At 60.9% G+C, this 12,322-nt stretch carries 11 protein-coding genes and 1 pseudogene; 3 read left to right on the top strand and 9 right to left on the bottom strand.

The genetic code is table 11. From position 1 onward, the window contains the following. Positions 1 to 198 precede the first annotated feature (198 nt). Entirely contained in the window at positions 199 to 513 is a 315-nt protein-coding gene (locus NKI41_RS26880) for a co-chaperone GroES (RefSeq protein WP_352542955.1), read from the bottom strand. A 491-nt stretch (positions 514 to 1,004) separates the two neighbouring features. On the opposite strand from NKI41_RS26880, the pseudogene NKI41_RS26875 reads away from it, so the two are divergent. From NKI41_RS26875 to NKI41_RS26865, 3 genes and pseudogenes are all read left to right on the top strand, one after another. Beyond that, positions 1,005 to 1,267, top strand: a pseudogene (locus NKI41_RS26875) (hypothetical protein). After that, the gene (locus NKI41_RS26870; protein WP_352542956.1) at positions 1,264 to 1,581 is read left to right on the top strand and encodes a hypothetical protein; all 318 of its coding nucleotides are present in this window, start codon (positions 1,264 to 1,266) and stop codon (positions 1,579 to 1,581) included. The pseudogene NKI41_RS26875 and the gene NKI41_RS26870 overlap by 4 nt, the downstream one beginning before the upstream one ends. Positions 1,582 to 1,724: 143 nt before the next feature. After that, positions 1,725 to 1,967 carry a hypothetical protein gene (locus tag NKI41_RS26865; protein WP_352542957.1) on the top strand — a complete coding sequence of 81 codons (243 nt, stop codon included), beginning with the start codon at positions 1,725 to 1,727 and terminating at the stop codon, positions 1,965 to 1,967. 794 nt (positions 1,968 to 2,761) lie between these two features. On the opposite strand, the gene NKI41_RS26860 is transcribed toward NKI41_RS26865, so the two are convergent. From NKI41_RS26860 to NKI41_RS26825, 8 genes are all read right to left on the bottom strand, one after another. Next, positions 2,762 to 3,775 (bottom strand): ABC transporter substrate-binding protein, encoded by a 1,014-nt coding sequence (locus NKI41_RS26860; RefSeq protein WP_352685829.1) that lies wholly within the window; start codon positions 3,773 to 3,775, stop codon positions 2,762 to 2,764. Positions 3,776 to 4,462: 687 nt separating this feature from the next. Next, the gene (locus tag NKI41_RS26855) at positions 4,463 to 5,707 is read right to left on the bottom strand and encodes a response regulator (RefSeq protein WP_352685828.1); all 1,245 of its coding nucleotides are present in this window, start codon (positions 5,705 to 5,707) and stop codon (positions 4,463 to 4,465) included. Then, a complete protein-coding gene (locus tag NKI41_RS26850; protein ID WP_352685827.1) occupies positions 5,625 to 5,990 on the bottom strand; it encodes a response regulator in 366 nt (121 codons plus the stop codon). Before NKI41_RS26850 ends, NKI41_RS26855 begins: the two co-directional genes overlap by 83 nt. Further along, the gene (locus tag NKI41_RS26845; protein WP_352685826.1) at positions 5,987 to 8,641 is read right to left on the bottom strand and encodes a GAF domain-containing protein; all 2,655 of its coding nucleotides are present in this window, start codon (positions 8,639 to 8,641) and stop codon (positions 5,987 to 5,989) included. The genes NKI41_RS26850 and NKI41_RS26845 overlap by 4 nt, the downstream gene beginning before the upstream one ends. Further along, positions 8,607 to 9,191: an SCO family protein gene (locus NKI41_RS26840; RefSeq protein WP_352542843.1), complete on the bottom strand. Its 585-nt coding sequence runs from the start codon at positions 9,189 to 9,191 to the stop codon at positions 8,607 to 8,609. Before NKI41_RS26840 ends, NKI41_RS26845 begins: the two co-directional genes overlap by 35 nt. Beyond that, positions 9,188 to 10,198: an ABC transporter substrate-binding protein gene (locus NKI41_RS26835; protein WP_352685825.1), complete on the bottom strand. Its 1,011-nt coding sequence runs from the start codon at positions 10,196 to 10,198 to the stop codon at positions 9,188 to 9,190. Before NKI41_RS26835 ends, NKI41_RS26840 begins: the two co-directional genes overlap by 4 nt. A 33-nt stretch (positions 10,199 to 10,231) precedes the next feature. Beyond that, complete coding sequence (locus NKI41_RS26830) at positions 10,232 to 11,239, bottom strand: ABC transporter substrate-binding protein (RefSeq protein ID WP_352542841.1); 1,008 nt, start codon at positions 11,237 to 11,239, stop codon at positions 10,232 to 10,234. Positions 11,240 to 11,284: 45 nt separating this feature from the next. Beyond that, positions 11,285 to 12,292, bottom strand: coding sequence for an ABC transporter substrate-binding protein (locus NKI41_RS26825; protein WP_352542840.1), 1,008 nt, complete (start codon positions 12,290 to 12,292; stop codon positions 11,285 to 11,287). Between the last annotated feature and the right edge of the window lie 30 nt (positions 12,293 to 12,322).

Here is a 12,322-nt window from a genome sequence, read left to right as displayed (position 1 = left end):
CCTTGACGGCGTTGTTGAGGATTTCGACGCCGCGCAGCATGCGGTCGCGCGCGTCGGTGGAGAATTTGATTTCCTTGGCAGACATTTTTTATCCCGTCGAATTTGGAATGGAACGGTCGCCGCGCGGAACGCGCTGCGCTTGTTCTTTCAAATACTGGAGCGACCTTTGCGCGCCTTGAGGGACACGCGCCGCTCCAGTCAGGCGGCCTTCTTGGCTTCGACAGCTTTGTCGATGACGCCCATGATGTCGGCCTCCTTCATGATCAGAAGGTCCTCGCCGTAGATCTTGACCTCCGTGCCCGACCATTTGCCGAACAGGATCAGGTCGCCGGCCTTGACGTCGAGCGGAACAAGCGCGCCATTCTCGTCGCGTCCGCCCGGGCCGACGGCGATCACTTCGCCTTCCTGTGGTTTCTCCTTGGCATTGTCGGGAATGATGATGCCGCCCTTGGATTTGGTGTCGCCTTCGGCGCGGCGAATGACGACGCGATCGTGGAGTGGCCGGAATTTCATGGGGAACTTCTTTCTGGGGCCAGCATAGGCGGCCGCTACCCCTGATATAGGCGCGTTGGCACTCGATAGATAGGAGTGCCAGAATTATTTCTGGCCAATGGCCAAGAATTCGAATGATATAATTCGAGACGCCAGAAATTCGTTCGGATGTGAGGAAAACTTTCTGCCGGCTTGAATTTCGCGGATGCGGGTTATTATTCCAAAGATCAAATAAAGGAGGCCCGACCTTGTTTGGAACTCAATTGAGGCGCATAGGTAAAACTTGTTGATTTGGGTCGAGTTGGCTTTGTGTCAGAGCCCCGCCATTCACCACCGAATTCTCGAAAATGAGTGCATGCGCCGGTCCGGCGCACATCTCGTTCCGTTCGGATCCTGGAATGAAACCGACGCTGACCACGGATGTACTGGCAGCGTCGGGCATCGTCCCGGCGGTTCGAGTGGGACTGATACGGAAAGGCGCAGCCGCCCGTTTCCGCGGAAAGCCGCAATTCATGACCAGCCGCACCACAAATACAGTCGTTCGCTTCAAGTCGGCGTTTTCGCTGCCCGGCTTTGATACACCGCAACCGCCCGGAGAGTATCGGGTTGACCATGACGAGGAGGCCCTCGAAGGGACTTCCCAGATCGCATGGCGCCGCGTGGCCACCTTCATTCACCTCCGGCGATCACCGCGAGCGGAGCTACGCAGCAGATGGTGCCGATCGAACCGGCATTGCTTCAAGCCTCGCTGGAGCTGGACGAGAGACAATCATGAGAACCACAACCCTGATGCAACGCAACGCACGCCCAGTCCGCCGCGAAGCCGCAACGCATCTCTTTGCCGTCGGACAAGCTGTCCGGCTGAAGAGCGGCATCGGCACGTTTCCAAAGGCCGCGGAAATCTACCGCGTCACAGCAAGGCTCCCGCCGAGCGGAAATTCGCTGCAGTACCGCATCCGCAGCGACGTCGAACTTCATGAACGGGTGGCGATGCAGGACAGTCTCGAACCGGTCGACACTTCGCCCGGTGACAGCACAACGCTCATCGAAAGGATCTTCGAACGTGTCAAAGGGACAGAAATGGTTTAGCCGGAAGATCGGGAACCCGACGCAGGAGAAGGTCCCGCCCAAGCCTGAAAGCGTATTCGGCGCCCACACCAGAGTTGCAGCCGATATCAATGCCCTGCGCGGCAAGGGCAAGAACTGACGTAGCGACACGGGCACGGATGACGATGAAGATCGTGATCGAATTCTATCGCACCCGAACCTCGGACGATGCGCATGCCGTGGTCGGGCGCGAGACGGCGCAAGCGGCCAACCTCGACCATGCGCTCGAGATCGCCAGGCTTTTGGCCAAAACCTTGAACATGCCGCAGCGGCCGGACGCCATGACGATCGCCGACGCGAAGGGCGCAACGCTCTATTCCGGCGTTCTGGCCACGGAAGCGATCAATGAGGAAAGGCCAACGCCATGAGTGCCCGTAGCAACGAAACCGATCGGCAGTGCAACGCCGCCGGGCTTGCGGTCTAGGAAAATGAGGGTGGGACATCGGGACGCGACTTCGCGGACCGTCAATATGGCCGCCGCGTCGAGGCGGATCGGTCCTGGACCGTCTATCATGTCTTCAGCGGAATTCCGGCGCTGATCGACGTGGTGCCATGACCGGCCTCAGCCGGTCGGATGCGACGCGCAGCATGTTGTCCCTCAATCAGCGCAATGCCGAGTGCCAGAGGGCGTGGGTTGCGGCGCCGCCAATTGCCCCACACGAGGCAGCGGCGGGCCAATCATGACGCTCTCCTTCCCAAACCCCAGCCGCAGATTCGATGAAGTGTGCGATTTTCGGTAGGTAGGCCCCGAATCACGAACGTTCTGATAACACCGGAATGTCGCCTCCTGGAGCAAGCGACCAACGCAGTGCCGCAGTCGAGAACGGCTAGCACCGTCGTTGCGGCCAAGATGGAGGTCGCCAGCGGAATGGCGCTCACGTTTGCGACATTTGTTGCCGTGTGGTTGCTGTTGATGGAAACGGCTGCTCCCACGAAACAGCAGTCCTCCAGAGACAACTAATATCTGCAGGCTGGTTGCTGCCACCATCCGGCCGCGTTGGTCGCCGCGAAAATCGCGCAGCGACACGCGCGTCCCGTCCTGCGATGTCAACGTGATGTCCTGAGCCAGTCCGATTGTCGGCAGGCGCTCGTCCTTCGGCGCGTCGTGCTCACTCGCCCGCGCTATGACCAGCGCCAAGGCGTGACTGCGTCTGCTAGGGTCTCAGGCCTTCAACTCGCGTTTGAGCTCCTCGAGGAAACGCCAGTCCGTTCCGTTGGACAGGATTTGTTGCGGGCTCGACTTGATCATGCCGGTCTCCTGCATGCGCAGCGCATAGAAGCGCACGCTGTCTTCGGCGTCGAACACGCGCCACTTGTCGTGCTGAGCACCGTTCAGCGTCCCAAGCGCTTCGTCATAGTTGGGTAGAAAGCCTCGGTCGACGAGCTGCTGTGCCGCCAACGACGGATCAGAAGCGCACAGGTCAGCGGATTTGAGAATGGCGCGCAACACCCGCTTCGTCGCGACCGGGTATCTGCTCACGTAGTCCGCATTGCCGGCAACCATGCAGCAAAAGTATTGCGACCACGGGCGGTCGGTCCCGTTGTTGACGATCGTATGGCCGATCTTCCGGGCGTGCAGGATCTGCGGTTCGGGCGGACCTGCCATGTAGGCATCGACCTTGCCGTCGATGAACATTTGCATTGGGGCTTGTTCACCCTCCACCCACTCGATATCGTGCACGGGATCAAGCCCGACATAGTTGGCCATGAGAGCCGTCAGGATGTGAGGATGCGACTCCACCGACCCTCCCCCGACGCGCTTTCCACGCAGATCCCTGATGCTGCGGACGCTGTCGTTGCCGATCAACTCGAAGCAGCCGGAATGCACGCCGGTCAGCACTTTCACCGGCACGCCGGCGTCGATGGACCTAATGTGCATCGACGGCATGTTCATGTCGAAATCGATCAGGCCGGCGGAGAGCCACTTGGAATTGTCGAGGTGGGTGTCGCCTTCGACATATTGGATATCGGTGAAACCGTCGGCGCGCAGAAGTTCTCCGGCAAGGTAGATGGACGCCCAACAGTAAGCGCCTCCGACCCACTGCCCCAAGCGGACGGTTGTCGTTTCCAGAGCAGGCTCCCCGGCCGCACTGGATGTGCGAACATTGAAGAGCCCGGCACCGCCGATCGCCGACAGGCCGGTCAGGAATATGCGACGATTCTGCATTAGCTTCATCGGGACGCTCCTTTGGCAAATTGATCATCCCTAGGAATCGACCAAATGACCCCAATAGAGGACGGACAATGCGTGAGCGCGCCGAGTAATCGCGAGTTGGAGCACGCCCTGTTAAAGGCGGGAGTCTTCTCGTTCTTCAGTCGCTGGCCAAGAACGCTTTCAGCCAACGATTAACGACCATACGCCTTCTCAACGTTCGTGGCGAGGGCAATGCTCTCAGCCAAGGCCAAGCCCTTTTACGGAACCCTCGTACCTTCCAGGGCGCTGACAAAACGGATCCATCGGGTAATTGCCAAAAGGCGCCTTCTCGAACCAATTCGAGACGTTCGAGTTCATCCCACGTGACGACTGGATCGGGTCCAAAGTTCGCGTTGGCAGAGGGCTGGCTTGCGCCACGGACGCTGCACCCATCCGCTACGGCCATCTTGTCCAGGCGCTCTTCATAGGTTGGGCTGGACTTCCGGACACTCCTGTCGCGCCTTGTGGCGACCGGGCTTGAAAGAAGCCAACCAGGTATCTGTAACGTGCCTTGCGAGCTGACGTTGGGAAGTTTCCCCGAGCGAGGCGAATAGGGAGCAACGGCCATGGAGCTCAAGGCCGTCCGATCGCTGATCGGTCTAGCTGCCCGCATCATTGTATGGCCCATTCAGCGCAGGAGCCGATCTATCTCATTAGGCACAGTGATCCCTAGCTTGGCCGACCGATCCACCGCACAATTTCATAGGCAGGCATCGATCGGCGAAAGCCCTTCAGCGTCAGTTCGCCAACGGCGACGGACTCAACCAGGGATTCGACGGCACCAACGACCCGCTGGCTGACGAGAATCTGGCGTGGCCTGGCTTCCTCGCATAATCGGGCGGCGTGGTTCGACACTGTGCCTATCACTGCATAATCGGCGCGCTGATCGAAACCGATCCGCCCGATGGTTGCATGGCCTCGGGCGATGCCGATTCCGAAGCCGAGCAAGTGATCGCGCTTGCGCCATTGCTCCGAATGCTCGTCAATCGCATCACGCATCGCCGTAGCCATGCAGACGGCTCTCTCGGTATGGTCGGCGCAGGGCAGTGGATCGTTGAAAACCACAACGATACCGTCGCCCACGAACCGCTCAAGAGTTCCCTCGTGGCGGACGATTTGTTCACCAAGACAGGCGTGATATTCGCCAAGCACCGCCATCACCTCCTCGGGTTCGGCAGTTTCGGCGAAGGCTGTAAAGCCGCGTAGATCGCAAAAGACAACGGTCACCTCGCGACGGTGACTTTGCAGAAGCGCGTCGCCATTTCCCGCCGCAAGGATCAGGTCGGCGACTTGCTCGGGCAGGAAACGCCGGAGTCGGCCCATTCGCTCGATCTCGATCACCTGATCCGCCAGGGTCTGCTCGAGCGAGCGGTTCCAATTGGAAAGCTGTGCGGCCTGTTCCTGGAGGAGTTGGGCCTGACTTGCGACGGTATCGTGAAGCGCCTTCTGGCGAAGCATCGAGCGCACCCGCGCCAACAGCGCCCTGTGCTCGAAGGGCTTTGTCAGGTAGTCGTCACCCCCGGCGTCCAGCCCCTCGACAAGATCACGCGTATCGGCCTTCGCGGTGACGAGGATGACCGGAATCGCCTGCAGCGAGATGTCCTGCTTGAGCAGGCGAACCACGCTGATACCGTCGAGCTTCGGCATCATGATGTCGAGCAGGATCAGATCCGGCGTGAGTTCGCGAGCTTTTGCAAACCCCTCTTCACCATCGGCGGCGGTCGCCACTTCGTAGCCATTCGCCTCGAGGCGCATGCGCAGGATCTCGAGGTTTTCCGGAGTATCGTCGACCGCGAGAATTCGGGGCGGATCATGCAAGACGTTGTCTCCTTCAGGAAAGGAACTGCCGAACCATTGCGAGCAGCTCGCGCGGACTGAAGGGCTTGGCAATGTAGCCATCGCAACCTGCAGCAAGGGCTTTCGCCTCATCACCCGACAGCGCGTAGGAGGTGACGGCGATGATCGGGATGTGCCGCACCGTTGGGTCAGCCTTGATGCGGCGGGCCGCTTCATACCCGTCGATCACCGGGAGCTGAATGTCCATAAGGATCAGGTCTGGCCTGTGCGCTCCCGCTGCAGCGATGCCGGCGGCGCCGTCCGCCGCCTCGATCAGTTCGTATTCGGTGGTGGCAATGAGATCGCGGATGATCTGGCGGTTGTCCTCGGTGTCTTCCACCATCAGGATTCGTTTGCTCATGCGGCCCTCACTTCCTCATTCACCCGGATTGGTATCTTCAGCCGGAATGTCGATCCTGACCCGAGCACGGACTCGACGTCTATGGTCCCACCATGCATTTCGACGATGCGCTTCGAGATCGCCAGGCCGAGACCTGTGCCACCCTTCTGCCTGGTGCTGCTGTTGTCGACCTGCTGGAATTCTTCGAAGATGAGACCCTGGTCCTTGGACGCGATGCCGGGACCTGTATCCCGGACGGTGATCTCGAAATGTCCGTCTACCGCGCCGGCAAGAATGTCGACCGCACCCGTTTCGGTGAACTTGACGGCATTGCCTGCAAGATTGAGCAGGACCTGCGTCAAACGGCGTTCGTCCCCGCGGCCGATTGGAAGGTTCTCGGCAACAGTCGTTGAAAGCTCAAGACCCTTCGCTCGTGCCAGCGGCTCGACAGCCGTAACGGCCAATCGAACAACCTGCGCGACCGAGTAGTCCTCGATCGCCAGCGTGAGCTGGCCGGCTTCGATCTTCGAAAGGTCGAGTACGTCGTTGATGAGCCCGAGGAGGTGGCGGCCGTTTGCCTGCACGCGCGCGACGGTCGTCTTCGCCTTGTCCGGGAGTTCGCCGTAGATGCCGTCGACCAGCAGTTCTGTGAAGCCCAAGACCGAATTGAGCGGTGTCCTGAGCTCGTGGCTCATATTCGCGAGGAACTGGGACTTGTGGCGGCTGGCGGTCTCCAGCTCCCGGCCTTTCTCCTCGATCTCGCGGAACAGCATGGCATTCTGGATCGCGAGCACCGATTGGGCTGCGAAGGTCTCCAGCAGGTGGACGACTTGCTCATGGAAGGCACCTGGCTTGTGGCGCCTGACGACCAGTGCACCGACGATCTTGTTGGGCCTCAGCAGCGGAACGATCAGGATACCGCGATATCCGGCATCGACGATCGTCTTTCTTACAAGGAAGGATGAGGTCTCCTGGCCGAGGTCGGGAAACTGCACCGGCATGCAGCGCCCGGGTGCGTCGCCGATCCCCATGTCGGCCAGCCCGATCGTCTGGTGTGAGACTGCGGCGATAAGCTCATCGCTCATACCGAAGTTTGCGCGCGGACGGAATTGCTGCCGCGTGCTGCTGAACACGTAGATGGTGCCAGCATCCGTCTCCGACAACTGGACCGCTTTGGCGACGATTGTTTTCAGCACCGTGTCGAGATCCAGCGTCGAATTGACCGCCTTGCTCACCTCACCAAGCGCCTCGAGCTCACCAACAGACGCGGCAAGCTCGCGCGTTCGTGACTGCACCGCCTCGAAGAGCCGCGCATTCTCGATGGCGATCACCGCCTGGTCGGCGAATGTCTCGACGAGCGCGATCTCCTTGGGATTGAAAGATTGCGGCTCAACCCTCGTCATGACGAATACGCCAACGAGATCACCTTCCCGTAACAGCGGAGCAGCGAGGACGGTGCGGAATCCGCCGGCCTCAGCGATCAGGGCAACGCGGTAGTCCGGATCAGCGGTCACGTCTTCGATTTGCACCATCCGCCGTTCTTCGATTACGCGCCCCACGGCGGAGCCCCGGCCTGCGGCAAGCGCTGGAAGTGGATTGGCGTCGACATAGGCGCTGAAACTGGGCGGGTAGCCATGCGTCGACACATAGCGGAATACGCCATCCAACAACTGCACGATACCACCCTTGTCGGCACGGCAGAGCCTGACAGCCGATTCCACCAACGTATCGAGCACAACCTGCAGATCGAAGGTAGAGCGGCTGATGACCTTCAGAACGTCTGCAGTGGCTGTCTGCTGCTGAAGGGCTTCATCGAGCTGCTGGGTGCGCGTCTCAATCTCCTGATACAAGCGCCCCAGCTGGTCGGAGGTCTGGTTGACGTTAGCGGCGAGCACTCCAAGTTCGTCGCGATTGGCGACGGCAACGTGTTGGGCGAAGTCGCCGGCCGCTATCTGACTGAGACGCGTCTCGATCTTCTTGACCGGTTCGATCAACGACCAGGAGATGATGTAGCCAAGCGCAAGCGCGAGCAGGATGCTGCCCACCGCAAACGAGACTACGATCAGTCTGGACGTGCCGTACGCACCCTCGCTCGCTTCGATGGCCGCCACCATGTCGGCTTCGGCCATGTTGACCAGCTGGTCTGTCAGCCGCTCGAGGCGGTCGGCCGACGGCATGATCTCGTCCAGCTGAACCTTGCGCGCTTCGTCCGTGCGACCGGCGCGGACGAGCTCTGCCACGTGCGTCACCCCGGCCGTCAGCCGTTCGTACTCTTGCCTGACCTGGCCAAGCACTTCCACTTCGGCTTTGGCGACGAACTCCATGCGGTCGAGGTCATAGCCAAACTGGTTGAGCTGGCGCAGCGCCCCATCCAGCATCCGGTTGTCCTGAAGCAACAGGGCGGTGGAGATGCCGTAGAGCTGGGTGGTCGTATCGTGCTGCACCTGGCGATAGGCCGCGATCCTGCGCTGCAGCTTGATCAGCTCGTTGGTCTGATCGTTGACCCCACTCAGCACCTGCAACCCGACGGCCCCGAGCACGATCAGCAGGCCGACGATCGACAGGAACGCGATCAAGAGCTTGGTCTGGACGCGCGCCGGCAGCCGGGCAACCCAGCCAACGAGCCGGTTCGTTATGCTATTTGGATTCGTCCAAGAGGCTGACAAGGTCATCCCGGAACTCCTCCAAGTCGAACCGGACGCCAAGATACTGTACTCGCAAGATGCCATTGGGGTCTACGAGCGACGTCAGCAAGGTATGGTCGACATCTCCGTCCACCGTTTTCTTCGCGATGACGCCGTATTTCCGTCCAACCTCATGGACAATCGCCGGATCACCGGTAAGAAACGACCAGCCCTTCAGATCGGCGCCAAAATTCTGTGCATATTCCTTCAAAACATCGGGCGTGTCGCGCTCCGGGTCGACGGTGATCGAAACGAAGGCGATTTGGGGTCCGAACGCATTACCCAACTCCTCCTGCACGCTGGCCATATGGGCGGTCAGCATGGGGCAGACGTCGGTACAGTGCGTATAGATGAATGAGACGGCGACCACCTTGCCGCGAAAGTCGTGCAGCGACACGCGCACACTATCCTGCGATACCAAGGTAAAGTCCGGCGCCTGTCCGATCGTCGGCAGGCGCTCGTCGTGCCGCGCGTCGTGCGCGTGTGCCGGCCCGGCCATCAGCGCCAGCACCAAGATGCGCGCCGGCCACTCGCTCACGTTTTCATCTCGCGCTTGATCTCGTTGAGGAGGCGCCAATCCGTGCCGTTGGCGATAATCTTGTTAGGGCCGGCCTCAATGAAGCCGACTTCGTTCATCCGCAGTGCGTAGAAGCGCATCGTGTCTTCGGGGTCGAACTCCCGCCACACGTCGTAGCGCGCTCCGCGCAAGCCCTCCAATGCATAGTCGTATCGATCGGTGAACTTGCCGTCGACCGATAGTTGCGCAGCCAGTTGCGGATCCGACACGCAGATGTCGGCGCCCTTGAGGATGGCTCGCAGCACGCGTTTGGTCGCCACCGGGTGTCTGTCGACATAGTCCGCGCGGCCGGCAAGCATGCAGCAGTAGTGTTGCGACCATGGCCGGTCGACGGTCGTATTAAGGATCGTGTGGCCGACCTTCCGGACGCGCTGCTCCTGCGGCTCGGGTGGCACCGCCAGAAAGGCATCGACCTTTCCTTCGTTAAAGAGTTGCATCGAGCTGACGTCCGGGTTCGCGACCCACTTGAGATCGGTGGCGGGATCGAGACCGACATAGGCGGCCATGAGGGTCACGAGCACGTGCGGAGCTGACGTCAGCGCGAACACGCCCACCCTCTTGCCCTTGAGGTCGGAGATGCTGTTAATGCTTTCGTTGACGATCAGTTCGAGGCAGCCGGAGTGCAGGCCGGTGACCACCTTTATCGGCATGCCGGCTTCGATCGCCATGATGTGCGCTGGCGGAAAGTCGGTGGCGAAATCCAGTTCGCCGTTTGCGAGCATCGCGAACGGATCGGAGTCGACGGCCAAGTCTATGTAGCGTACATCGGTGAACCCTTCGGCGCGCAATAGCTCCCCGGCGATATTCTTGGGTGCTTCGCAAAGGGCGCGGAACGTCCTTGGCAAACGCACTGTCGTGGTCTCTGGCGCCGGCTCGGCATGAGCCAATGTCGGCACTTTGACGAGGACCGCGGCGCCGACCGCCGACAGGCCCATCATGAAGTGGCGGCGGCGCTGGACAATCTCCATGTCACGTCTCCTCTCCCCTCGGCACGAGCAGACTCAGCCTTTCAACTCGCGCTTGACCTCGTTGAAAAAGCGCCAATCCGTGCCGTTCGCGATGATCTCGTTTGGGCTCGACTTGACAATCCCAGCTTCATGCAGCCGCAGCGAGAAGAACCTCATCGTGTCCTCGGGATCGAAGTCGCGCCAATTAGAGTATGGGAGCTCGCGGAGCGACTGCACAGCGTAGTCGTATTGTTCCGTGTGTCCGCGATCCACCAGAAGGCGTGCCACCCGTTCCGGTTCAGCCGCGCAGATGTCGGCCGATTTGATGATCGCCCGGATGACCCGCTTGGTGGCGGCTGGATTTTTCTCGGCATACGCGGCGTTGACCGCCAGCATGCAGCAGTAATATTGCGACCACGGTCGGTCCTTGGAACTGTCGAGGATGACGTGGCCGACTTTGCGGGCGCGGAGGTCTTGAGCCTCAGGCGGAAAAGCCAGGAAGGCGTCGACCTTGCCATCGGCGAAGAGCTCGGCCGGCTTTGCCTCGCCGACGATCCATTCGATGTCGCGTTGCGGATCGAGGCCGACATAGGTCGCCATGGCGCTGACGAAGATATGTGGATCCGACGATAGATTGCCGCCGACGCCGACCTTGCGGCCCTTGAGATCCGCGATGCTCTTGATGTCCTCGCGTCCGAACAACTCGTAGCAGCCGACATGCACTCCGGAGATCACCTTGATCGGTGCGCCAGTGTCGACCGGAATGATTAGGGCCGTGGCAAAGTCAATGCCGAAGTCGATGTCCCCGCGCGCCAGCATCTCGGTCTGGGCGATACCGGCCTCGGCGGCCACGAAGCCGAAATCTGAGAACCCCTCTGCGCGGATCAGATCCTCGGCGACGTACTGCGGAGCGATGCAGATACCAGGCGCCGCCGCAAAGCGGGCGGTCGTGGTTTCAGGTGCCGCTTCGGCGGCGGCCGCGTTGCGGCCCTTTGCAAGACCCGCGGCTGCGAGCGCAGACAGGCCTGTAAGGAAACGGCGACGGTTCTGGACAATCTGCACGAGTCTCTCCTTCCCTTGAAAAGGCAACGCGTATTGGCGATAGGTCTACGTCTTCAGCTCTCGCTTTAGCTCATTGAGGAAGCGCCAGTCTGTTCCGTTGGCGATGATCCTGTCGGGTGTGGACCCGATCAGCCCGATTTCCTTCAGCCGCAGCGCATAGAAGCGGACGGTGTCAGTTGAATCGTAGTCCCGCCATTTCCGGTAGGGCAACTCGCTGATCGCTGCGAACGCGTCATCGTAGCGGCTGGCGAATCCGCCCGCGACCAAGCGCTCGGCAACCAAGGCCGGCGCGGCGGTGCATAGATCCGCGGCCTTGAGGATGGCGCGCAGCACCCGCTTGGTAGCAACCGGATGCGCGGCCACAAAATCGCTGTTGCCGGACAGCATGCAGCAAAAATATTGCGACCAAGGTCGGTCCACTGTGCTGTTGACGATCACGTGCCCGACCTTGCTGCGCCGCAATTCCTGCGGGTCCGGCGGAAAGCCCAGGAATGCATCGATTTCGCCCCGCGCGAACAGCTCCTTGGGCTTGACCGCCGGGTCCACCACCCAGTTGATGTCGCGCGCCGGATCGAGCCCGACATAGGCGGCGATGCTGGCGAGGAACAGATGCGGCCCCGAACCGAGCCCCTGGACGCCGACGTTCCGGCCTTTCAGATCGACGACGCTGTCGATCCCGTGCTTGGCAAACAGCTCGAAGCAACCGGGATGGACGCCCCCGAGCAGAGTGAGCCGCGCACCGGAGTCCAAGGCGACGATCGAATTTGTCACGAAGTTGAGGCTAAAGTCGATCTCGCCATTCGCCACCGCGGAGGCCGTGGCCGCACCGGGGCCTGCCGCGACATAGGCAACCTCGGTGAAGCCCTCAGCGCGCAGCAGGTCCTCTACAACATACTGTGGCGCCACGCAGATGCTAGGGATCTTGGCCAAGCGAATGCGTGTGGTCTCCGGCCCTGGCTCGGCAAGAACTCGAGTTGGAGCGCCGACGAGGCTTGCGGTGCCGGCAGCCGTCAGGCCGGCCAGGAAGCGCCTGCGGCTCTGAATGATTTGCATGTCTACGTCTCCCCTCGAGACCAGATGGGA

Origin of the sequence: Mesorhizobium sp. M0601 (assembly GCF_040320845.1) — a bacterium.
Classification (GTDB): domain Bacteria; phylum Pseudomonadota; class Alphaproteobacteria; order Rhizobiales; family Rhizobiaceae; genus Mesorhizobium.
This window is presented reverse-complemented; position numbering and strand designations above follow the sequence as displayed.

Bases quoted from the DNA above. Each gene is read 5' to 3' on its own strand.
- NKI41_RS26880 (WP_352542955.1), bottom strand. From the start codon at position 513: ATGAAATTCCGGCCACTCCACGATCGCGTCGTCATTCGCCGCGCCGAA.
- NKI41_RS26870 (WP_352542956.1), top strand. From the start codon at position 1,264: ATGAGAACCACAACCCTGATGCAACGCAACGCACGCCCAGTCCGCCGC.
- NKI41_RS26865 (WP_352542957.1), top strand. From the start codon at position 1,725: ATGAAGATCGTGATCGAATTCTATCGCACCCGAACCTCGGACGATGCG.
- NKI41_RS26860 (WP_352685829.1), bottom strand. From the start codon at position 3,775: ATGAAGCTAATGCAGAATCGTCGCATATTCCTGACCGGCCTGTCGGCG.
- NKI41_RS26850 (WP_352685827.1), bottom strand. From the start codon at position 5,990: ATGAGCAAACGAATCCTGATGGTGGAAGACACCGAGGACAACCGCCAG.
- NKI41_RS26845 (WP_352685826.1), bottom strand. From the start codon at position 8,641: ATGACCTTGTCAGCCTCTTGGACGAATCCAAATAGCATAACGAACCGG.
- NKI41_RS26835 (WP_352685825.1), bottom strand. From the start codon at position 10,198: ATGGAGATTGTCCAGCGCCGCCGCCACTTCATGATGGGCCTGTCGGCG.
- NKI41_RS26825 (WP_352542840.1), bottom strand. From the start codon at position 12,292: ATGCAAATCATTCAGAGCCGCAGGCGCTTCCTGGCCGGCCTGACGGCT.